Source organism: Providencia hangzhouensis (assembly GCF_029193595.2).
GTDB lineage: Bacteria > Pseudomonadota > Gammaproteobacteria > Enterobacterales > Enterobacteriaceae > Providencia > Providencia hangzhouensis.
The window spans coordinates 2,303,440-2,324,415 of sequence record NZ_CP135052.1 but is presented as its reverse complement, the minus strand read 5'-3'; the positions used below and the strand labels follow the sequence as shown (position 1 = coordinate 2,324,415).

The 20,976-nt window shown below is 40.0% G+C and carries 15 protein-coding genes; 5 read left to right on the top strand and 10 right to left on the bottom strand.

Annotated features, from left to right (window positions below):
- Positions 1-52: 52 nt before the first annotated feature.
- The 3 genes from PZ638_RS10405 to cysB all read right to left on the bottom strand — a co-directional run bounded on the left by PZ638_RS10405 (position 53) and on the right by cysB (position 4,723).
- Positions 53-496: a hypothetical protein gene (locus PZ638_RS10405; protein ID WP_036957705.1), complete on the bottom strand. Its 444-nt coding sequence runs from the start codon at positions 494-496 to the stop codon at positions 53-55.
- Between the two features lie 296 nt (positions 497-792).
- Positions 793-3,465: an aconitate hydratase AcnA gene (acnA, locus tag PZ638_RS10400; RefSeq protein ID WP_094960538.1), complete on the bottom strand. Its 2,673-nt coding sequence runs from the start codon at positions 3,463-3,465 to the stop codon at positions 793-795.
- Between the two features lie 283 nt (positions 3,466-3,748).
- Entirely contained in the window at positions 3,749-4,723 is a 975-nt protein-coding gene (gene cysB / locus PZ638_RS10395; RefSeq protein WP_094960537.1) for an HTH-type transcriptional regulator CysB, read from the bottom strand.
- Between the two features lie 315 nt (positions 4,724-5,038).
- Here cysB and PZ638_RS10390 point away from each other — a divergent pair, with 315 nt between their 5' ends.
- Positions 5,039-7,072: a M13 family metallopeptidase gene (locus PZ638_RS10390; protein WP_272674173.1), complete on the top strand. Its 2,034-nt coding sequence runs from the start codon at positions 5,039-5,041 to the stop codon at positions 7,070-7,072.
- Positions 7,073-7,527: 455 nt separating this feature from the next.
- Here PZ638_RS10390 and sodC read toward each other — a convergent pair whose 3' ends face one another.
- Together sodC and topA are read right to left on the bottom strand one after the other, a co-directional pair.
- Complete coding sequence (gene sodC / locus PZ638_RS10385; RefSeq protein ID WP_112307126.1) at positions 7,528-8,052, bottom strand: superoxide dismutase family protein; 525 nt, start codon at positions 8,050-8,052, stop codon at positions 7,528-7,530.
- A 318-nt stretch (positions 8,053-8,370) separates the two neighbouring features.
- Positions 8,371-10,977, bottom strand: a complete 2,607-nt coding sequence (gene topA, locus PZ638_RS10380; RefSeq protein ID WP_004254195.1) for a type I DNA topoisomerase — start codon at positions 10,975-10,977, stop codon at positions 8,371-8,373.
- A gap of 290 nt (positions 10,978-11,267) precedes the next feature.
- Between topA and PZ638_RS10375 the strand changes: the two genes are divergently transcribed.
- The gene (locus PZ638_RS10375) at positions 11,268-11,525 is read left to right on the top strand and encodes a DUF2498 family protein (RefSeq protein ID WP_094960535.1); all 258 of its coding nucleotides are present in this window, start codon (positions 11,268-11,270) and stop codon (positions 11,523-11,525) included.
- 96 nt (positions 11,526-11,621) lie between these two features.
- Here PZ638_RS10375 and sohB read toward each other — a convergent pair whose 3' ends face one another.
- The gene (sohB, locus tag PZ638_RS10370) at positions 11,622-12,668 is read right to left on the bottom strand and encodes a protease SohB (RefSeq protein ID WP_004254182.1); all 1,047 of its coding nucleotides are present in this window, start codon (positions 12,666-12,668) and stop codon (positions 11,622-11,624) included.
- A 177-nt stretch (positions 12,669-12,845) separates the two neighbouring features.
- On the opposite strand from sohB, the gene PZ638_RS10365 reads away from it, so the two are divergent.
- The 3 genes from PZ638_RS10365 to PZ638_RS10355 all read left to right on the top strand — a co-directional run bounded on the left by PZ638_RS10365 (position 12,846) and on the right by PZ638_RS10355 (position 16,909).
- Positions 12,846-13,610, top strand: a complete 765-nt coding sequence (locus tag PZ638_RS10365; RefSeq protein WP_036957702.1) for a YciK family oxidoreductase — start codon at positions 12,846-12,848, stop codon at positions 13,608-13,610.
- Positions 13,611-13,615: 5 nt separating this feature from the next.
- Complete coding sequence (gene cobO / locus PZ638_RS10360) at positions 13,616-14,206, top strand: cob(I)yrinic acid a,c-diamide adenosyltransferase (RefSeq protein ID WP_112307152.1); 591 nt, start codon at positions 13,616-13,618, stop codon at positions 14,204-14,206.
- A 555-nt stretch (positions 14,207-14,761) separates the two neighbouring features.
- Positions 14,762-16,909: a two-partner secretion domain-containing protein gene (locus PZ638_RS10355; protein ID WP_206277794.1), complete on the top strand. Its 2,148-nt coding sequence runs from the start codon at positions 14,762-14,764 to the stop codon at positions 16,907-16,909.
- 61 nt (positions 16,910-16,970) lie between these two features.
- Here the strand turns inward: PZ638_RS10355 and aphA are convergent, their stop codons facing one another.
- The 4 genes from aphA to rnm all read right to left on the bottom strand — a co-directional run bounded on the left by aphA (position 16,971) and on the right by rnm (position 20,863).
- Positions 16,971-17,684 (bottom strand): acid phosphatase AphA, encoded by a 714-nt coding sequence (aphA, locus tag PZ638_RS10350; protein ID WP_004254174.1) that lies wholly within the window; start codon positions 17,682-17,684, stop codon positions 16,971-16,973.
- Between the two features lie 394 nt (positions 17,685-18,078).
- Entirely contained in the window at positions 18,079-18,996 is a 918-nt protein-coding gene (rluB, locus tag PZ638_RS10345) for a 23S rRNA pseudouridine(2605) synthase RluB (RefSeq protein ID WP_036958116.1), read from the bottom strand.
- Between the two features lie 200 nt (positions 18,997-19,196).
- Positions 19,197-19,817: an L-threonylcarbamoyladenylate synthase gene (locus PZ638_RS10340; RefSeq protein ID WP_036957701.1), complete on the bottom strand. Its 621-nt coding sequence runs from the start codon at positions 19,815-19,817 to the stop codon at positions 19,197-19,199.
- Between the two features lie 146 nt (positions 19,818-19,963).
- Positions 19,964-20,863, bottom strand: coding sequence for an RNase RNM (gene rnm / locus PZ638_RS10335; protein ID WP_410480050.1), 900 nt, complete (start codon positions 20,861-20,863; stop codon positions 19,964-19,966).
- Between the last annotated feature and the right edge of the window lie 113 nt (positions 20,864-20,976).

Genomic DNA, 20,976 nt, shown 5'->3' with positions numbered 1-20,976 from the left:
GTCATTTTTGTTGAATAATAATACTTAAATCGACCAATTAACAACCAAATGGCTATTTTGCTCTTTGCAATTCAAGTTGTTGAGTTAGTGTTTGCGCATAATGCTGTGCTTGCTCTGCCGTTGCCAAACCAGCAATCAATAAATCTTGTTTACCCGCAGATGTTGTTGCGACCACTCCCCAGTAATCAACTTCAACCGTAATACTTTCAGGGTTTTGATCGGGCATCGGCAGAATATCAAAGTAGTCTTGTAATGGCGCAATAGTAATGGCGGTATAATCTGCATTTAAGCCGAGTGGAAATTCTTTGTCTGCATATAAACGCAAATCATGGACTTCCGTTTCAGGTGTTCTCATCACAATAGAATATAAGTTAGGTATGTGCTCCAAAATGTCACGAACCTCTTCGTTCGCACCATCAAAATGGGATGTGGTTAATAAGATATCTGCTGCCCACAATGCCCCTTTATAGAAATCGGTTTCATTGATATCTGCCATACTCATTTCCTTAATAGTGTTTTCGATAAGCTCAGTCACATGGTGACCCATGCTAAAGCTATTACATTCAATTATTTTGCACAAAGAAACTTATTTATGGCGAACTTCACCCTATTTTCATTTAGCCTAGTTGCGACTATTTTCTCCTTTAATTTACCGTCTATTTAACACCATAACGTAGATTGCCATCAAAAATATTGAGAAAAAACAAGATTGATAAATAAGATTAAATATTAAAAAATAAAAACGCCCGTAGGATACAATCTTACAGGCGTTGAAGTGTCATGATTTAATGATTAATGTAACATCTGCCTTATCACATAATGCAAAATACCACCATGACGGTAATAATCCATCTCCGTTGCAGTATCAATACGACAGCGAGTTATAACTTCTTTTATATCCCCATTACCATAAGTGATTTTCACCGTGATATCCTGCCCTGGGGTAATTGACTGAAGCCCTGTGACATCAATGCGTTCATCACCTTTTAACCCGAGAGTTTTACGAGATACCCCATCTTTAAATTCTAAAGGTATAATCCCCATGCCAATCAAATTAGAACGGTGGATACGCTCGTATGATTCAGTAATGACAACTCTCACACCTAACAAATTCGTACCTTTCGCTGCCCAATCTCGGCTAGAACCTGAACCATATTCTTTCCCGGCGATTATGGCCAGTGGGTGATTTTCTTGTTGATACAGCATTGCCGCATCATAAATCGCCATTTGTTTGCCTGTCGGTATATGTAAGGTATATCCCCCCTCTACACCCGGCACCATTTCATTGCGAATACGAATATTCGCAAATGTTCCTCGCATCATCACTTCATGGTTACCACGACGCGAGCCATAAGAGTTGAAATCTGCAACAGCAACGCCGTGTTCTTGCAGATAGCGCCCCGCTGGACTCTCTTTTTTGATATTCCCTGCAGGAGAAATATGGTCAGTCGTTACCGAGTCGCCGAGGATCGCTAAAATATTTGCACCATAAATATCTTTGACCGGTGCTGGCTGGACTTGCATACCTTCAAAAAAAGGTGGATGGCGAATATAAGTTGAGTCTTCTTGCCAGTGATAAGTTGAAGAGCTTTCAACTTTCAATGCTCTCCAAGCGTCATCACCTTCAAAGACCGCATTATATTCTTTACGGAACATGTCTGTTTTAACTTGCTGTACAGCTTGGGCAATTTCAGCACTCGATGGCCAAATATCTTTCAAATAAACATCGTTACCTGATTTATCGACACCGATAGGATCGGTTTTCAAGTTGATATTCATGTTACCCGCCAGAGCATATGCAACAACAAGTGGCGGTGATGCTAACCAGTTGGTTTTCACCAATGGATGAATTCGCCCTTCAAAGTTACGGTTACCTGATAGCACAGCGCCAACGGTAAGATCCGCTTGTTTAATCGCCTCTTCTATTGGTTCTGGCAATGGGCCTGAGTTACCAATACAGGTTGTGCATCCATATCCGACAAGATTAAATCCGAGCTTATCTAAATAAGGCGTTAAACCCGCGACAGCAAGATAATCAGTGACGACTTTTGAACCCGGTGCCAATGATGATTTAACCCATGGCTGACGAACTAACCCTTTTTCAACGGCTTTTTTCGCTAATAGCCCCGCGGCCATTAATACACTTGGGTTTGACGTATTCGTACAAGATGTAATTGCCGCAATAACGACTGCACCATCGGTTAACTCAAAAGTTTTATTTTGATATTTAACAGAAGGATAGCTCGATTGAATTTTTTTATTAACTTCTAACTCTACTGCACCGCGAAATGCTTTCGGAACTTGGCTGAGTTCAACTCTATCTTGCGGACGTTTTGGCCCTGCTAGGCTGGATTCCACCGTCGACATGTCTAACTCAAGTGTACTGGTAAAAATAGGTTCATCACCTGCATAACGCCACAAACCCTGTTCTTTGCTATAAGCTTCCACCAGCGCAATTTCATCATCACTGCGCCCAGTTAAACGCATATAAGATAGCGTCACTTCATCAACAGGGAAAAAACCACAAGTTGCGCCATATTCAGGTGACATATTTGCAATCGTTGCTCGGTCTGCTAATGGTAAATCCGCTAAGCCATCACCATAAAATTCAACAAATTTCCCCACAACACCATGTTGACGTAGCATTTGTGTTACCGTCAATACAAGGTCGGTTGCCGTTATCCCTTCGGATAATTTCCCTGTCAATTTAAAACCAACAACATCAGGGATCAGCATTGAAACCGGTTGGCCTAACATCGCGGCTTCAGCTTCAATACCACCGACACCCCAACCTAACACACCTAACCCGTTGATCATCGTCGTATGAGAGTCCGTACCCACTAAAGTATCGGGATAGGCATATAATTTACCGTCAATTTCTTCATACCATACTGCCTTGCCAAGGTATTCTAAATTAACTTGGTGACAGATACCGGTACCCGGCGGCACTACTTGAAAACGATTAAATGCTTTTTGGCCCCAACGTAAAAATAAATAACGTTCATGGTTACGCGCCATTTCAATTTCAACGTTATCGCCAAATGCGGATTCGGTTGCAAACTCATCCACCATCACCGAGTGGTCAATCACTAAATCAACAGGTGACAACGGGTTTACTTGCTCAACATTGCCGCCAAGGGATTTAACTGCTTCACGCATAGCGGCAAGGTCAACAACAGCAGGAACACCCGTGAAGTCTTGCATGAGAACACGCGCTGGGCGATAAGCAATTTCTCTATCTGCATGCGCGTTTTTTTGCCAGTCAATTATTGCTTGTAAATCTTGTTCGACAACTGAGGTGCCATCAATATGACGTAATAGATTTTCGAGTAAAACTTTTAATGACTTAGGTAATTTAGTCCCCTCACCGAGCTTTTTTTCAGCAATCGCTAAACTGAAGTAATTATACTGCTTGTTTCCAACATTGAGTGTCGAAGCACTCGTTGTTTTTAGACTCAACGACATAACTCCTCCTTGGTTTTTATGGCTATGGCAATATTTGTATTTACCACCATTATTTTTTGTTAACCAATTGTAATCTTAGTTGCTCTAGAAATTTGATTTATAGATTTTGTGCCAAATATTGAATTTTTCTCTACTAATAATAGGAAATTTAAGATAAGAAGGGAAATAAGTCAGGAAAAAACCAAGTACATCAACTCGGTATTAATAACAAAAACCCTAGAAATACGATCACTAGGGTTCCTACTTACAAAGTATGACAAGGCAAAAATATAATATAAAGAAATTAAATGATAGGCAGTTTCATATCTTTAAAAAACTCTTCAATTTCTTCATTGTTACGTATAGAAACCGCTTTATCGACCACATCACGAGTTAGATGCGGTGCGAAACGCCACATAAAATCATACATATAACTACGCAAGAAACTAGTACGTTTAAAACCAATCTTGGTTGTGCTATAGCTGAACTTATCACGCATATCAATCACAACTAAATCGCTATCACTAACAGGGTCAACCGCCATACTTGCGATAATACCAATCCCTAGCCCTAATCTAACGTAGGTTTTGATCACATCAGCATCGGTTGCGGTAAAAATAATTTTGGGCTCAAGGCCAATTTTCTGAAATGCCACATCTAATTCTGAACGACCAGTAAACCCATGGGTATAGGTTACAATTTGATATTCAGAGATATCTTCAATAGTGACATTTTTTTTCGTTGCAAGTGGATGGTCTTTTTGCACGACCACACAGCGATTCCAATGGTAGCATGGCAACATAATCAAATCGTTATAAAGGTGCAATGCTTCGGTTGCTATCGCAAAATCACTGTTACCTTTGCACACTTCCTCAGCGATTTGCGTTGGTGACCCTTGCTGCATATGCAATGAAACATGTGGATAACGCTCAATAAAACCTTTTATTGTTGGAGGTAAAGCATAACGAGCTTGTGTATGTGTCGTGGCAATACTCAAGCTACCTCTATCTGGATAAGTATGCTCCCCAGCAACCGAGCGGATCGCTTCTATTTTTGATAGCACTTCTCGGGAGATCCGTACCACTTCTTCCCCTGCGGGAGTAACATGCGTTAAGTGCTTACCACTACGCGCAAAAATTTGGATCCCAAGCTCATCTTCAAGCATCCGCACTTGTTTACTGATACCGGGCTGTGACGTAAAAAGCCCCTCAGCGGTTGAGGAGACATTCAAGTCATGGTTAACCACTTCAACAATATAACGTAATTGCTGCAATTTCATATTTCAGTCTACCTCATACAGGAATAATGTGCATTTGCTATCTATAGCTAAAGAATATTACATATAGCTAATAGTTATAATTGATTTATTTGATATAACCAATATAACATCATTCTCTGAAGAATAAACAGTATGATGATAAAATTTCATCTAAATACCCTCTACAATGAAGAAAAGCAGTAAGGTACTGCAAAGACGGATTAACTTTATTTCATTATGTGGTTCAATAAGTGAAATAAATTTTGCAGAACACTCGCTCCAAGGTTTAACGTATTAGAGTGGATATCGTAATTCTCAACGAAGAGAGGTGGTTACATGCGTTTAAATGTTTTGGCTTTAATTATTGGTATGTCGACTATTTCTTTTGCCCCGTCACTATTGGCAAAAGAAGTTAGTTATGGACAACAAAAAATTGTTTTGTCTGACACGATTGAACCCGGCAATGATTTTTACCGTTATGTGAATGAAGATTGGATAAATAAAGCGCAAATCCCTACCGGTATGCCACGTATTAACTCTTTTGTGGAATTATACTTAAATACAGAAAAACAAATTCAATCGATAATTGACCAGCTACAGCAGATCCCCGAAAACAAACTTACGCATAATCAACGAAATATTCGAAATTTATATCTTAGTTACCTGAATGAAACGGCTATCGAACAGGCAGGAATTACCCCAATAAAATCCGATTTAGATGCCATTAAGAAAGCTAAAAGCCATAGTGATATTAGCCAGTTAATGACCCAACCCGACTACAAATCATTGATTTCTTATTGGGTAGACTTAGATGCTAAAGCACCGGATACCTATGTGCTTTATATCGGCCAAGGCGGCTTAGGGCTACCTAATCGGACTTATTACCTCGATAACACACCGCAAATGGAAGATATTCGAAAAAGTTATATCGCTTATATCGCTACCATGTTAGAGCTAGCCGGTGAAAAAGATGTCACACAAAAAGCACAGAAAATTTTTGATTTAGAAAAAGCGATTGCAACTGTACATTGGAGCCCTGAGGCCCGCCGTGACACTATCAAAAATTACCATGCAATGACCTTAGCTGAAATGAAAAACCATACCCAAGGTTTTGATTGGGATAGCTTTATTACTAGCCGCAAGTTAACTGATAAGCAACTTGCGAAAGTGGTCGTTGAAACGGACAGCGCAGTTGAACAAACTGCAAAGATTTTTGCAGATACCCCAGTTTCGACATTAAAAGATTACTTAACCTTTCAGTATATTAGTGAGCACGCACGTTATTTAAACCAAACCATCGCAGATGCTCAGTTTGATTTTTACTCGAAAAAACTCAATGGTATTGAGAAGCAACGCACCCGCCAAGAGCGCGCTTTGCAAACCGTTAACTCACTCCAAGGTGAGCCATTAGGGCAAATTTACGTCGAACAATATTTCGACCCTCAAGCTAAAGAAAAAATTAAAGATTTGGTTAGTTATGTGAGAGGAACATTTAATTCACGCTTAAAAGTCAATGACTGGATGGATGAGCCTACTCGCCAAGAAGCCCTTAAAAAATTGGAACAATTCACGGTTAAAGTGGGTTATCCAGACCAATGGAATGATTTCAGTGCGATTAACCTTAAGCCCGATTCATTATTAGATAATTATAAGCAAGTTTTAGCTTGGTCATATGATGATATGATTGGCAAAATTGGTCAGCCTGTTCGTCAATGGGAATGGGGAATGACGCCACAAACAGTCAATGCCTATTTCAACCCTGTTCAAAATGAAATTGTGTTCCCTGCTGCAATTTTACAAGCACCGTTCTTTGACCCTAATGTTGACCCAGCCTATAACTATGGCGCAATAGGTGCAGTCATCGGCCACGAAATGGGCCATGGTTTTGACGACCAAGGCAGTTTATATGACGGAACCGGGCAGTTACGTAATTGGTGGAGTGAGAGCGCTAAAACCCACTTCAAAGAGAAAACCGCTAAGCTTGTTGAACAATATAACGGCTTTACTGTTGATGGCTTAAAGGTGAACGGTGAGCTTACATTAGGGGAGAATATTGGTGACCTCGGTGGGTTAAATATCGCCTTAAGTGCTTATAAGCAATTTGCCAAAGAAAATTACCCAAATGGTGAGGCTCCAATTATTGACGGAACAACTGGGTTACAGCGTTTCTTCATTGCTTGGGCACGCACGTGGCAAGAGCTGTCAAATAAAGAATCTGAACGTAATAAGATTATGACGGACCCTCATAGCCCTAACCAATTTCGCGCAAATGGCGTAGTACGCAATATTGATGACTGGTACGAAACATTCGGTGTTGATAAAAATAACGCCCTGTATTTGGCACCAGAACAGCGTATTCGTATTTGGTAATAGAAAAAAGGCTCAGATTATTTTCTGAGCCCTTCATAGCTAGGTAACAAACGGTGCTAAGCCCTAGTGGCATATATTAGTATATTTAAAATTAGCAAGCCCAACTAACAATACTGCTATTTAAATAACTTTTTAATCAATACAATACGCTAAATCGTTCAAGTTGTGGCTAGGCAGCAAGCGGCGCTAAGACCTAGGAGCATACATCAGTATGTGACTAGGGGTAGCAAGCACAGCTAACAACGCCACAGCTTTGAAATATTAATAAATAAACGTTTTAATACGCTAAATAGTTCAAGTTGTGGCTAGGCAGCAAGCGGCGCTAAGGCCTAGGAGCATACATCAGTATGTGACTAGGGTTAGCAAGCGGCGCTAAGGCCTAGGAGCATACATCAGTATGTGACTAGGGTTAGCAAGCGCAGCTAACAACGCCACAGCTTGAAATATGACGCGTATTATTTGATGACGCCGCAGGCCATCCTAGCCCCACCACCGCCTAACGCCGCTGGGTCATCAGAATAGTTATCACCACCCACATGCACCATCAATGCACGATCTTGAACATCTTTGAGTGATTTTAAACGTGGCGCTAGTACCGCATAATTAGCATTACCTTGGCTATCGGCAACTAAGCCGGGTAAATCGCCTAAATGCCCTGTGTTATCATAAGGGCCTTTATGAACTCCTGTTTTGGCTGGGTCTAAATGACCACCTGCTTTTAATGCAGGTACCGATTTACCGTCTTTTTCTGCAGGTTCGCAGCTTGGGTTCTCATGAATATGGAAGCCATGAATGCCTGCTTGTAGTCCTGTTAATTTAGGCGTGAACAGTAATCCATATTCCGTTTCTGAGATAACAACCTCACCTATTGCTTTACCATCACCTGTGGGTGTCGCTTCTTTTAATACAACAGTAGACTGAGCAGCGTACGCTGTCCCCGCTGTCAATAATGCAGCCAGTAAACACATTTTTAACTTCATTTTGCCTCCGGTGGATAACTTTTATCTATCATTCCATCGACTTACCTAAATATTTCAGCAAGGTAAGGATTATTACTGCCAATTGATAACTACAACGACTCTATCTTAAGTTAACACAAATTAGTTATCACTTTGGTGCTACATTTGAGTTTAGTTAAAAATTGGTGGCTGTATCACAGTGAACGATAAGAAATAAAGGAATGGACAGTATAACAGCGGGTTATTCACTGATAGGCATTGATATGAAATTGACAAGTTAATAAAAAAGCCAATCTAATTAAATGATTGGCTTTTTTGTTTGGAAACAAAAGAGAGCTATTACTTTTCTTTTACTTCCCACTTACCGTCAACGTAGAATGCACTCCAACCCGTTGCTTTGCCGTTTTTCTCTGAAGAAACATATTGTTGTTTCGTTTTACGACTAAAACGGACGACAGTTGGGTTACCTTCACCGTCTTCAGCCGGTGCTTCAGCTAAATAAGCGAGTTTTTCAGGTAAACGGTCTTTAAAACGCTGTAATTCTGCCACTAGTGGTGCACGTGTTTCTCGTGATTTAGGGAATGTATTCGCCGCAAGGAAAACGCCAGCAGCCCCATCACGTAACACAAAATACGCATCAGATTTTTCACATGGAAGTTCCGGCAATGGCACTGGATCTTCTTTCGGTGGTGCCACTTCACCACTTCGTAAGATTTTACGCGTATTTTTACACTCTTCGTTGGTGCAACCCATGTACTTACCAAAACGCCCCATTTTCAGGTGCATTTCTGAACCACACTTGTCACACTCAATGACCGGGCCGTCATAACCCTTAATACGAAACTCGCCTTCTTCGATTTCATAACCTTCACACGCAGGGTTATTACCACAAACATGTAATTTACGGCCATTATCAATCAAATAGCTGTCCATCGCGGTGCCGCATTTTGGACAGCGGCGTTTGGCTCTTAACGCATTAGTTTCCGCATCATCCCCTTCAAGGACATTAAGGACTTCGTCTTCAGGGATAAGGTTAATCGTTTTTTTACAACGCTCTTTGGGTGGTAATGCGTAACCAGAGCAACCTAAAAATACCCCAGTTGATGCGGTACGAATACCCATATGACGCTCACAATCAGGGCAAGTGATTGAGGTAATTACCATTGGGTTGGTGCGCATTCCCCCTTCCTCTGGTTCTTTTTCAGCAACATCGAGCTGCTTACTAAAATCAGAGAAGAATTCATCTAATACGGCTTTCCATTCGGCATCATGGTTTGCAACATGGTCCAGTTGGTCTTCCATACGTGCAGTAAAATCATAGTTCATCAGATCGTTAAAGTTTTCCTCTAAGCGGTCTGTGACGATTTCACCCATTTTTTCTGCATAAAAACGACGGTTTTCAACTTTGACATAACCTCTGTCTTGGATCGTCGAAATAATCGCTGCATACGTTGAAGGACGGCCAATACCACGCTTTTCTAATTCTTTAACTAAAGACGCTTCACTAAAACGTGCTGGCGGCTTGGTAAAGTGCTGGCTAGGCAATAGTTCAACCAAAGACAACTCCGCACCGACTTGTATTGGTGGCAGCGTTTTGTCTTCATCATTTTTACGCAGTGCAGGCATGACTTTCGTCCAACCATCGAAGCGCAGAGTACGCCCTTTGGCTTTTAGTTCAAAATCCCCTGCTTTGACTGTTAAGGTTGTTGAATCATATTTCGCAGGTGTCATTTGACAAGCCACAAACTGATTCCAAATCAATTGATACAACCTTTTCGCGTCGTTCTCCATGTCTTTTAGTGACTCAGGTAAAACATCGACACTAGAAGGACGAATGGCTTCGTGTGCCTCTTGCGAATTGTCTTTGCTACTATACACATTAGCATCTTTTGGCAGGTATTTCGCGCCAAAATTATCATTAATATAGCCACGAACCATGTCAAGTGCATCTTGACTCAAGTTTGTTGAGTCAGTACGCATATAAGTGATGTAACCCGCCTCATAAAGACGCTGAGCCATCATCATGGTTTTTTTCACGCCGAAACCTAAACGGGTACTAGCAGCTTGTTGTAGCGTTGACGTGATATACGGTGCGCTCGGTTTACTGGATGTCGGCCTATCTTCACGGTCAGTAACCGCAAAACGGGCATTTTCCAGTAATTTAACCGCCGCCTCTGTTTGCGCTTTATTGACTGGCTTAAATGCCTTACCACCTTGTGAAGTGACTTCCATACGCAAATTAGCGATATCTTTATCGGCTAAGTCGGCATGCAGTTCCCAATATTCTTCAGGAACGAAGGCTTTAATTTCCCGTTCACGTTCAACTATCAGTTTCACAGCAACTGATTGAACACGACCAGCAGATAAGCCACGAGCCACTTTTTTCCACAACAGTGGAGAAACCATGTAACCCACAACTCGGTCCATAAAACGACGCGCTTGTTGTGCGTTAACTCTATCTATATTTAATTCCCCAGGGCTATCAAATGCCTGAGTGATCGCATTTTTGGTGATCTCATTAAATACAACACGACTAAAACGAGAATCGTCTCCACCAATCACTTCACGTAAATGCCACGCAATAGCTTCCCCTTCGCGGTCCAAGTCCGTTGCGAGGTAGATGTGATCAGCATCCTCCGCCAGTGATTTAAGTTCAGAGACCACTTTTTCTTTACCTGGTAGAATTTGATAATTCGCTTTCCAACCATGGTAAGGGTCAATCCCCATGCGCTTAACTAATGCATCACGCGGATCTTTTTTCACTTTCTTTGTTTTGTCGGTAGATGAGCCTGTACTCTTTTGTGAGCCGGTTTGTGAACCAGAGCCGCTTTTCGGCAGATCACGAATGTGGCCAACGCTGCTTTTTACAACGTAGCCACTGCCAAGATACTTATTAATCGTTTTGGCCTTTGCCGGGGACTCCACTATAACAAGAGCTTTACCCATATTTACCTTTACCTAAATATCAACAATGGCGCATTTCTACATTAAAATGCGCAAAATGAGAATCTCTTTTTTATATTGCGACACAATCACAATATATCAATATATTTTTAAACAATTATTTGTGTTGAAACAAAACTTATAAACTCAATCACGTTATTCTAAAAGGCACAAAGTGTCTTCTAGTCGACTGATTTTAACCATATAAAGATGTTTAGTCACAATTGAAAACCACACACTCTACCTGATAAAATGCTAGAAGCAACCAATTATTTTTTCAAGGAAGCCAAGTTATGCAAGACAATTTACCGTTCATCACAAAAAAAGAGTTACTTGAAAAAGCTAATGATATCATAAAGAAACATGATGATTATATTCATGGTATGTTTGTTGATACTGTAGAGCAGCATCGAGGTACATTGGTATTTAAAGGGGAGTTCTTCTTAGATGAGAACAATATCCCTACCTTAAAGAGTACCGCTGCTTTTAATATGTACAAACACCTTGCTCATGTACTATCAGAACAATACCAATTGAGTGATAATAACTAATTAACACGTTTGCTCTTTGTATATAATTTACCGGCTAAAAAGCCGGTAAATTAATAGTAGATTTAAAAACGCTTATTCGCTAGGCAAAATTCGAAATTACAAGAGTGGTTTTTGCCCACGCTGCCACCAGCGCAATAATAAATTATCCACGCTCTTTGCCGCGCTTCCCATAAACTTATCCATCATTTTTTTACTTAATACATAACGGATACTAACTATTTCCTTAGTATCAATCGCATTAATAATAAAATCATCACTCACACCAATATTATCCACAAGCCCTTTATCAAGCGCCTGTGAACCATACCAATACTCCCCTGTTGCAACTGCAGAAATATCTAAAGATGGGCGATTTTGATGAACAAATTGTTTAAACAATTCATGTGTTGAATTTAAATCTTCAACAAATTTCTTACGACCTTGCTCCGTGTTCTCACCTAACATGGTCAATGTACGTTTATATTCGCCAGCGGTGTGAAGTTCAACATCAACATCATGCTTTTTTAATAACCGATGAATATTTGGAATTTGAGCGACAACACCAATCGAACCAATAATGGCAAATGGCGCTGCGATAATTTTATCTGCGATGCACGCCATCATATATCCACCACTCGCAGCGACTTTATCTACCGCAATAGTCAGTGGGATATTTTTTTCTTTGATTCTTAGTAATTGTGAAGCCGCTAAGCCATAACCATGAACCATCCCACCTGGGCTTTCAAGTCTTAACAAAACCTCATCCTGTTGGTCTGCAACAGCGAGAATTGCACTGATCTCTTCACGTAAAGAGGCAACTTCACGTGCATCCATACTACCTTTGAAGTCTAAGACATATAAGCAAGGCTTTTTAACCCCTGTTTGGCCTAATTTAGCCCCAGTTTTCTCACTTTTTGATTTTGCTTTTTGCTGTTTTTTAAATGCTTTTAGCCATGCCTTATGTTCTGATTCATTCATTTTTATCTGTTGCATTTGGCGCTGACGCTCACGATAGCTTTCACCTAAATCTGTGATTTTCAAAGCACCTTTTGCTCCTTGTCTGCGCATACCTACGCCAAACACAAAAACAGCCAGCAAAACCACCGCTACCAAAATCGTAACGACTTTTGCTAAAAATAGCCCATACAATGAGAAATACTCCACAATCTGATCCTTTTGATATTTATCTTCAATACAAAAATAATCTCACGATTACGCGCAAACAACCAGAAAAAAACAGAGTTGGCACGACAAACCTTGTTAATACTATGTTAGATTAGCCAATTATCACAATCAGTGCGATGATAACCATACATGCTAATCACAATAGTAGGAAAGAATATGCTCCAATATCAGCCTAGACAAGACCTATTGAAAGGTAAAACTATTCTCGTGACAGGTGCCGGTGATGGCATTGGCCGTGAAGCCGCTCTCACTTATGCGCGCTATGGTGCATCCCTTATTCTTGTTGGTAGAACACTGCATAAATTACAATCAGTTAGTGATGAAATAGCGGCTTTAGATGGAAAGAATCCACCTTGCTTTATATTAGACTTATTAACCGCAACAATTGATGACTGCCATACACTCGCTTCGCAAGTTGCGTCAATAACGCCTTATTTAGATGGCGTTTTACACAACGCGGGAATACTTGGTGTAGTAGCCCCTATCTCTGAGCAACCCAGTGACCTATGGCATGATGTGATGCAAATAAATGTTAATGCCACATTCATGCTAACTCAAGCTTTGCTCCCTCTATTACTTAAAGCGCCTAATGCCTCGTTAGTTTTTACCAGTTCAAGTGTAGGTAAACAAGGTCGAGCCGGTTGGGGAGCTTATTCTGTCTCTAAATTTGCGACAGAAGGTTTAATGCAAATTCTATCCGAAGAGTATAAGCACAGTAATCTTCGTGTAAATTGTATTAATCCAGGTGGAACTCGAACCTCTATGCGAGCAAGCGCATTCCCTGACGAAGATCCACTTAAATTGAAAACTCCTGCTGATATCATGCCTATTTATATCTATTTGATGGGTGATGATAGCCTGCGTAAAACAGGAAGTAGCTATGATGCACAACCCGGACGCAAGCCCGGTGCTGCGGAGTAAAAATGATGTCTCAAAGCCGACACGAAGAACGTCAACAACGTTTAAAAGAAAAAGTGGATGCACGAATTGAAGCCGCTCAAATTGAACGGGGTATCGTTATTGTCTTTACTGGAAATGGAAAAGGCAAAACGACAGCGGCATTTGGTACTGTTTGCCGTGCAGTAGGCCATGGTAAAAAAGCCGCTGTTGTTCAATTTATTAAAGGTGGCTGGGATAATGGTGAACGTGAGCTGTTAGAACCCCAAGGCGTTCCCTTCTATGTTATGTCCACAGGGTTCACTTGGGAAACTCAAAACAAAGAGACAGACACCCTCGCCTGTATAGAAACTTGGCAATACGCCAAACAATTATTAAGTGACCCACAGTACGATTTAGTCATTTTAGATGAACTCACCTACATGGTAAGTTACCATTATCTCGAATTAGCAGAAGTGATCCAAGCATTACAAAGCCGCCCTGCCAATCAATCTGTTGTGATCACTGGCAGAGGTTGCCACCGAGATTTAATCGAATTAGCTGATACAGTAACAGAAATGCGCCCAGTGAAACATGCATTTGATATTGGGATTAAAGCTCAAAAAGGGATTGATTGGTAATCATCCGATAACAAAGTGCAATAATAAGGCGTTATTTTTTATTATTGCACTTCTAATCTATTTCACTAGCTATTTTTCTAACTAAGCCATCAGTTAACCTATAAAAAAGTTATTTAATACTTTTCATTGGTAACACTAATTTAGTGTGAACTCCATATTGGAAAATATTTTTTGGTAGTATGAATTTTTTTGCTAACTTTTGTTCATCAAGTATCACAATTATTTTATAACGATAAAGAATAAATATAAAAATAATTAATGCTATTTGTTGAAAACCTCCTCTTTAATTAAAATGATTACGTATTGCTACGTGAGTAAAATCCTCCTAACAGGCTAAAAATGCGTAAACACAACCTATTGATAAAAAACAAACTAATCTATAAAAATAGATATTACTCCGCTTTTATTCAGTTTTAGTTAGTTATCAATGAATAACGATATATTTACCCATGTTAACATTATTAATTTTATTTAGTTTTCTATTTAAGCATAATTAAACTGCAATAATGGATTGTTAGTTATCTTAGATTTTTCTATTTTATTTAAGGGATATATATGAAAAATGTTTCAAATTCTCATTTGAATTTCACCAAATTGAAATTTAACCCACTCTTTTTATGTGTTTCAATGATCGTTGGAACCTCTACTGTTGCCCAAGCGTCAATTACACCAACTAATGGGGCTGGTATATTAAATCAAGGTAATGGGCCGACTGTCGTTTATATTAATAAACCAAGCCAGGCTGGTGTTTCCCATAATACCTATAGCCAATTCGATGTTGACCAAAAAGGTGTTATTTTAAATAACAGTGCAAAAAATTCTAATACGCTCATTGGCGGCAAAATTGGTGGCAATACCAATGTTGCCGGCGGGCGAGCTAAAGTTATCTTAAACGAAATAAATTCAAATGCGGCAACCACATTAAATGGCATGATTGAGGTTGCAGGCGGCAAAGCGCAAGTAATCGTTGCTAATGCTTCCGGTGTTACATGTAACAACTGTGGCTTTATCAACACCAATCGTACAACACTGACAACCGGTAAAGTAGAGCTAGCAAATGATGGCTCCATTGCTAACTATAATGTGCAGCAAGGTAAAATTGCCATCAATGGGAGATTAGATACCAATTCTCCGACAGATTTAATTGCACGTTCGGTGGCCATTAATAGCATTATTGATACACAGCGCATCAATGTGATAGCTGGAAGTAATCACGTCAATTCGGCTGGGGATGTGACGGGTACAGCCGCTGCAATTGGAACAAAACCCACTGTTGGGATTGATGTTTCGTCGATTGGCGGTATGTATGCCAATAAAATCTCATTAATAGCCACTGAAACTGGCGTTGGTGTCAGTAATTTAGGGGATATTGGTACCTATAATGGCGCAATTTCTATTGATACCGCAGGAACGGTGAATAATACCAATGGTAATATGAACGCAGCGGGTGATATTGATATTAAAGCAGCAAGCCTTACCAATAACGGTCGCATTGCGGGTAATAAAAACGTCAATATTACCGTTGCAGGAACGGGTGTAATTAATAATGATAATGGTGATATCACATCCTATAACAATGATATTAATCTAAGTACATTAGGTACACTAAGCAACAATCGTGGTTCGATAATCGCTCTGCAGAATGTTAATACACTCTCTGATTCATTTGTAAATGATAATGGTATCGTTCAGTCTACTAAAGGTAATATCGACATTCATTCCATGAGTACAATTTACAACAGGGACAATCTCGCCAATCCAAATGATCCAGTAAAAGGATTCAATGCTGGGCGTGATATAACGATTAATGCCGTTCGTGTTGTGAATGAAAACTCCAATATTACTGCAGGGCGAGATAGCAAAATCAGCACGCAATCCGCAATTGATAACACATCAAATAGCAAAATTACTGCACAACGCCATGCAGACATCAGTACGATGTACTTAACGCAAACTAATTCTGAAATAAATGCCATTGATGGCCAGATGAATTTAGATGCGTCGGTATCACTCACTAATGCGGGAACGTCAACCATTCATAGTGGTCGCTTGATGAATATCAATGCTAACCAGCTCAATAACACCGGAGCGATTGTTTCGAATAACGGCAAATCCGTTATTAATGCTAATTCAATGAACAACCGTTCTGGCTATATCAAAGGACAAAATCTTACGATTAAAGCCTATAGTATTGATAACCAAGCAGGGTTAATTAATGCAGAAAATAATCTCGATATTGAAACCAGTTATTTGAACAACAGTTACAGTAGTGACTTTAAACTCATTAATACTAAATTTGGACTAACAAACCAAAATGGTGGCCTACAAACCAATAATGGAACTATTAAAGTTAAAGGTGATACGTTACATAATACCTATGGTTCTATTGCTGCAAATGTAGAAAATAATACCGCTGCACGTAATGATATTGACGTTAAGCTCAAAGCAACACTCAATAATAATTATGGAGAAATCAAAAGCGCTAATAGCCAGAAACTGGATGTTGGCACATTAGAAAACTATTCAGGAACAGTGGCCGCAGGGAAAAATCTCACCATTGATTCAAAAAATCGTATTAACAACCAATATGGTGCTTTACGTTCTACTAACACGACTAAAGTCACCAGCCCTATAGTAAGTAATGGAACGGCTGGAAGTATCACGGGTAACCGTGTGATTATTGATGCAGTTGTGACAAACTAATATATTACATCGATTAAAAAGGAGGTTAAATAACCTCCTTTTTTGCGTTGTATTTGTTGAATTAATATTCTGAATTAATCACAACCTCTTCACCAAAGCGACCTGCTTTTGGTAATGGTTGGTAAGATGAGTTTGCCGCACGTAAAATACGAACACCGCGAATACCTAACTCATGTGCTGCTGCGATATCGGCATCAGCATCACCATAATATATGGTAAGTTTGTGATCACGCATCCAGCTCACTTTATTATTTTGCCCTGGTTCATCACCCGCAAAAATAACAGGTTGCATTTTATCCGCAGGTATCGCTAAACCTTCTTGAACATATTTCGTCACTGTTTCCGTTTTTGTTTTCGTACGGCCAGTAATGAAATAAACAGTGTCACCGCGCTCTAAGTGCATTTTGACTAAATCAATACCCACTTGTTTTGGCATACTGAATTTGTCCCACTCATTATTCATTTTTTCCCAAAATTGTTGATTTTTGAGGTAGCTAAAATCGTTAGGTGAGAACTCTAATTTACCACGGTAAAAACCTGGACTTGAAAATAACACCGTATCATCGATATCAAACCCAACAGCCATAGGTGCTTTTCCTTCTAGGCTTTGTTTAATTTGTTCGATGGAAACCCAATGAATAGGCTGTTGTTGAGCAAGTTCAACAACGGTAACGCCGGGGCTTACGGTTTCTGGCATTGGAATTTTTGCTTGAGAGGTTGCCGTAAAACTCAATGCCAATGCAATCGCACTCAAAGTCAGTGTTATTTTTTTCATGTTTTGTCCTTATTCAGGTTTATCCACTTAAACCATTCTTTATTTATCTGGATAAACTGGGTAAGTAATAGGTTTATCTGTAAATTTGTCTTTATTATCAGTTAGCAACTCAACATTTTGTGAGTTACATCCCATAAGAAGGGGCATACTAAGACTTTTTATTACATTAAAATGAGACAAACATCTCATAAACATTATCTATTATTGATAGGTTTCATAATAATGTGAACTAGACCATTAATTTTCTAATTATCTATGTTGCATATAACTATTACTGAAAGATGAGTTTATAAGATTGATGATTACTGGAGTGGATGATTATTGGCGTGACCGCATAAAAAAACGCAGAGGAATTACGCTCTGCGTTTTTTATACTGAATAAAGAATAGCAAGTTTAGATGCGAGTACGACGTTTCGCCGTTGGTCTTGATGATTGACGTTTTGATGCCGGACGCGATGCAACTTGTGTATGGCGTTTTACTGCACGGCGAATTTGGTTTGCTTTAATGCGACGTTGATCGCGCTCAACCGCAACCTTACTTTCCGTTTCCACCGGCAGTTCCACCAGCTCACGGAGATAGTTGGTTTGCTCTAAACCAAGTTCCGTCCATCCTCCACGTGGTAAACCTTTAGGTAAGTCGATATCACCATAACGCACACGGATTAAACGGCTGACTTGTACACCAACAGATTCCCAAAGGCGACGAACTTCGCGGTTACGTCCTTCTGTTAAGGTGACATTAAACCATTGGTTCATCCCTTCTCCGCCACGGTAAGAAACCGTTTTAAAAGAGGCTGGGCCATCTTCCAACTGTACACCTTGTGTTAATTGACGAATTTTTGCATCGTTAATTTCACCAAACACACGCACTGCATATTCACGTTCAACTTCACGGCTAGGGTGCATTAAACGATTAGCGAGCTCACCGTCTGTTGTGAATAACAATAAACCACTAGTGTTAACATCTAAACGGCCAACAGCAATCCACCGCGCCCCTGTTAACCGTGGTAAACGGTTAAAAACAGTTGGGCGCCCTTCAGGATCATGACGTGTGCATAACTCACCTTCTGGCTTGTAGTAAGCCATTACACGACAGATTTCCTTTTCAGGCTCTTTGATTGCTAATAAACGACCATCTAAACGAATTTTTGTTGCTGGTGTGACTTCAACACGGTCCCCTAGTGTCGCAATTTTGCCATCAACACTAATACGACCCGCTTGCAGGAATGTTTCGATTTCTCGACGAGAACCATGCCCTGAACGAGCAAGGATTTTCTGTAATTTTTCAGTTTTTTGCGGTTTTACGCTCATGTAACCCTCTGCTGTCGCCTTCACAGGCGTCAAATATCTTTTTGGCGCGCTATTTTTGCCGCGCCAAACAATAATGAATTTGAAAACCCGCGCATTATACACAGGTTTGTCCTGAACCCCTATTACTTATCTGTATATTGCACATTCAATACAATTTTAGTTAGTTCAGTACTGAATCTTAAGCTTCGATATATTTATACCTACTCAAAAGGCGTTGGATCCCCTGTTCCGACTCGCGCCACAACAGGCGTATCATCAGTAAAGTCAATCACAGTTGTTGGTTTTTGCCCAATATAACCACCATGTATCACCAAATCGACTTGTTTATCGAGTAAATCGCGGATTTCCTCAGGGTCTGATTGAGTGAAATCATCACCTGGCATAATCAAACTAGTTGACATCAACGGTTCACCAACAGCTTCGAGTAAATCTCGAGCAATCGGGTTCGACGGTACACGTAAACCAATAGTTTTACGTTTTTCATTCATTAAACGCCGTGGAACTTCTTTCGTTGCCCGCAAAATAAAGGTGTAATTACCTGGTGTATTATTTTTAATTAAACGGAAGACAGTGTTATCAACATGCGCATAATTGGATAGCTCAGAGAGATCTCTGCACATTAATGTGAAATTATGGTTAGCATCAAGCTGACGAATCCGACAGATACGTTGTAAAGCATCTTTTTCTTCTAAACGGCATCCAATGGCATATCCTGAATCTGTAGGATAAACAATCACTCCGCCTTTATTTAAAATTTCAACACTCTGGCTAATAAGTCTTGCCTGAGGATTGTCCGGATGGATATAAAAAAACTGGCTCATACATACCTCTAATTTTTGGGTATCGACAGCATCACCCGGCAAAAATACCTATAAATGCTACTATCTTTGAATTCCATAAGATGACTTACTCATTAATAAATCATCACTTATAATAATTATTTTACACTGCATTATTAATACATCAATTAATTAGCTGTTTTTACTGTATCCCAAAGTGTCCAAACAGCCTTGTCATCATCGGGCAACCATAAATTTCTGCCAAGCTCTATCCAAGAGCAAGGTCGATGAAAATCTGAACCAACGGATGTATACAAATTAGCATTATTGGCCAATTCTGCTAAATATTGCTTTTCATTTGGCGGTTGCTGGCAGTGAGAAACCTCCATAGCATCACCACCGCACTGTTTAAAATACGCAACCAACCGTTTTAACCATTTATTGGATAATTGATATTTAGACGGATGCGCTAATACCGCAACTCCCCCTGCGGCATGGATTGCGTCAATTGAGTCTTGAATTGTGCACCACTTCGCAGGCACATACCCTGTTTTCCCTTTCGATAAAAAACGTTTAAATACATTATTAATCGTTTTTTCTTTACCTATTTTCACAATATATTGTGCAAAATGTGCCCGCGTTACCTGCCCACCACCAGAAATACGTTGTGCATTTTCCCATGCATCGTCAATGCCTGCTTTTTGTAACCGCCTGCCCATCTCAATACCACGCTCTAAACGATGCTCAGATTGTGTTTTTAACAATTGAACCATCGCGGGATGTGAAGGCGAAAAATTTAAGCCCACTATATGTATTTCAATATTCTCCCAAAGTGTCGAAATTTCAACGCCATTGACTAGCTCAATTGGCCACTCATGTTCAGCAAGATAGCGGCGAGCCTCTAATACACCTTCACAGGTATCGTGGTCGGTAATCGCTAAAATATTAACCCCTTTTTCCACTGCACGTTCGATTAACTCAGCAGGAGTGAGGTCACCATCCGAAGCATTCGTATGGCTATGTAAGTCATAGCGAGTCACTAATGGCGACGAGGCTGTCGGCATATTGATATCTTCTCCTATTTCCATGAAAAACTATTTTTCCTAATAAATTAATAAAGTCCTTGACATAAATAGCGCGATCCAGTTAACTAGTACGCAAGACGGCTAAAGCTAAAAATAATCAGTTTATCCAGTGAGGC

Coding starts and splice junctions, on each gene's coding strand:
- rluB (WP_036958116.1), bottom strand. CDS start 18,996: ATGAGCGTAAAACCGCAAAAAACTGAAAAATTACAGAAAATCCTTGCT.
- PZ638_RS10405 (WP_036957705.1), bottom strand. CDS start 496: ATGGCAGATATCAATGAAACCGATTTCTATAAAGGGGCATTGTGGGCA.
- topA (WP_004254195.1), bottom strand. CDS start 10,977: ATGGGTAAAGCTCTTGTTATAGTGGAGTCCCCGGCAAAGGCCAAAACG.
- PZ638_RS10365 (WP_036957702.1), top strand. CDS start 12,846: ATGCTCCAATATCAGCCTAGACAAGACCTATTGAAAGGTAAAACTATT.
- rnm (WP_410480050.1), bottom strand. CDS start 20,863: ATGGAAATAGGAGAAGATATCAATATGCCGACAGCCTCGTCGCCATTA.
- PZ638_RS10375 (WP_094960535.1), top strand. CDS start 11,268: ATGCAAGACAATTTACCGTTCATCACAAAAAAAGAGTTACTTGAAAAA.
- sodC (WP_112307126.1), bottom strand. CDS start 8,052: ATGAAGTTAAAAATGTGTTTACTGGCTGCATTATTGACAGCGGGGACA.
- cysB (WP_094960537.1), bottom strand. CDS start 4,723: ATGAAATTGCAGCAATTACGTTATATTGTTGAAGTGGTTAACCATGAC.
- acnA (WP_094960538.1), bottom strand. CDS start 3,465: ATGTCGTTGAGTCTAAAAACAACGAGTGCTTCGACACTCAATGTTGGA.
- aphA (WP_004254174.1), bottom strand. CDS start 17,684: ATGAAAAAAATAACACTGACTTTGAGTGCGATTGCATTGGCATTGAGT.
- PZ638_RS10355 (WP_206277794.1), top strand. CDS start 14,762: ATGAAAAATGTTTCAAATTCTCATTTGAATTTCACCAAATTGAAATTT.
- cobO (WP_112307152.1), top strand. CDS start 13,616: ATGTCTCAAAGCCGACACGAAGAACGTCAACAACGTTTAAAAGAAAAA.
- PZ638_RS10340 (WP_036957701.1), bottom strand. CDS start 19,817: ATGAGCCAGTTTTTTTATATCCATCCGGACAATCCTCAGGCAAGACTT.
- PZ638_RS10390 (WP_272674173.1), top strand. CDS start 5,039: ATGCGTTTAAATGTTTTGGCTTTAATTATTGGTATGTCGACTATTTCT.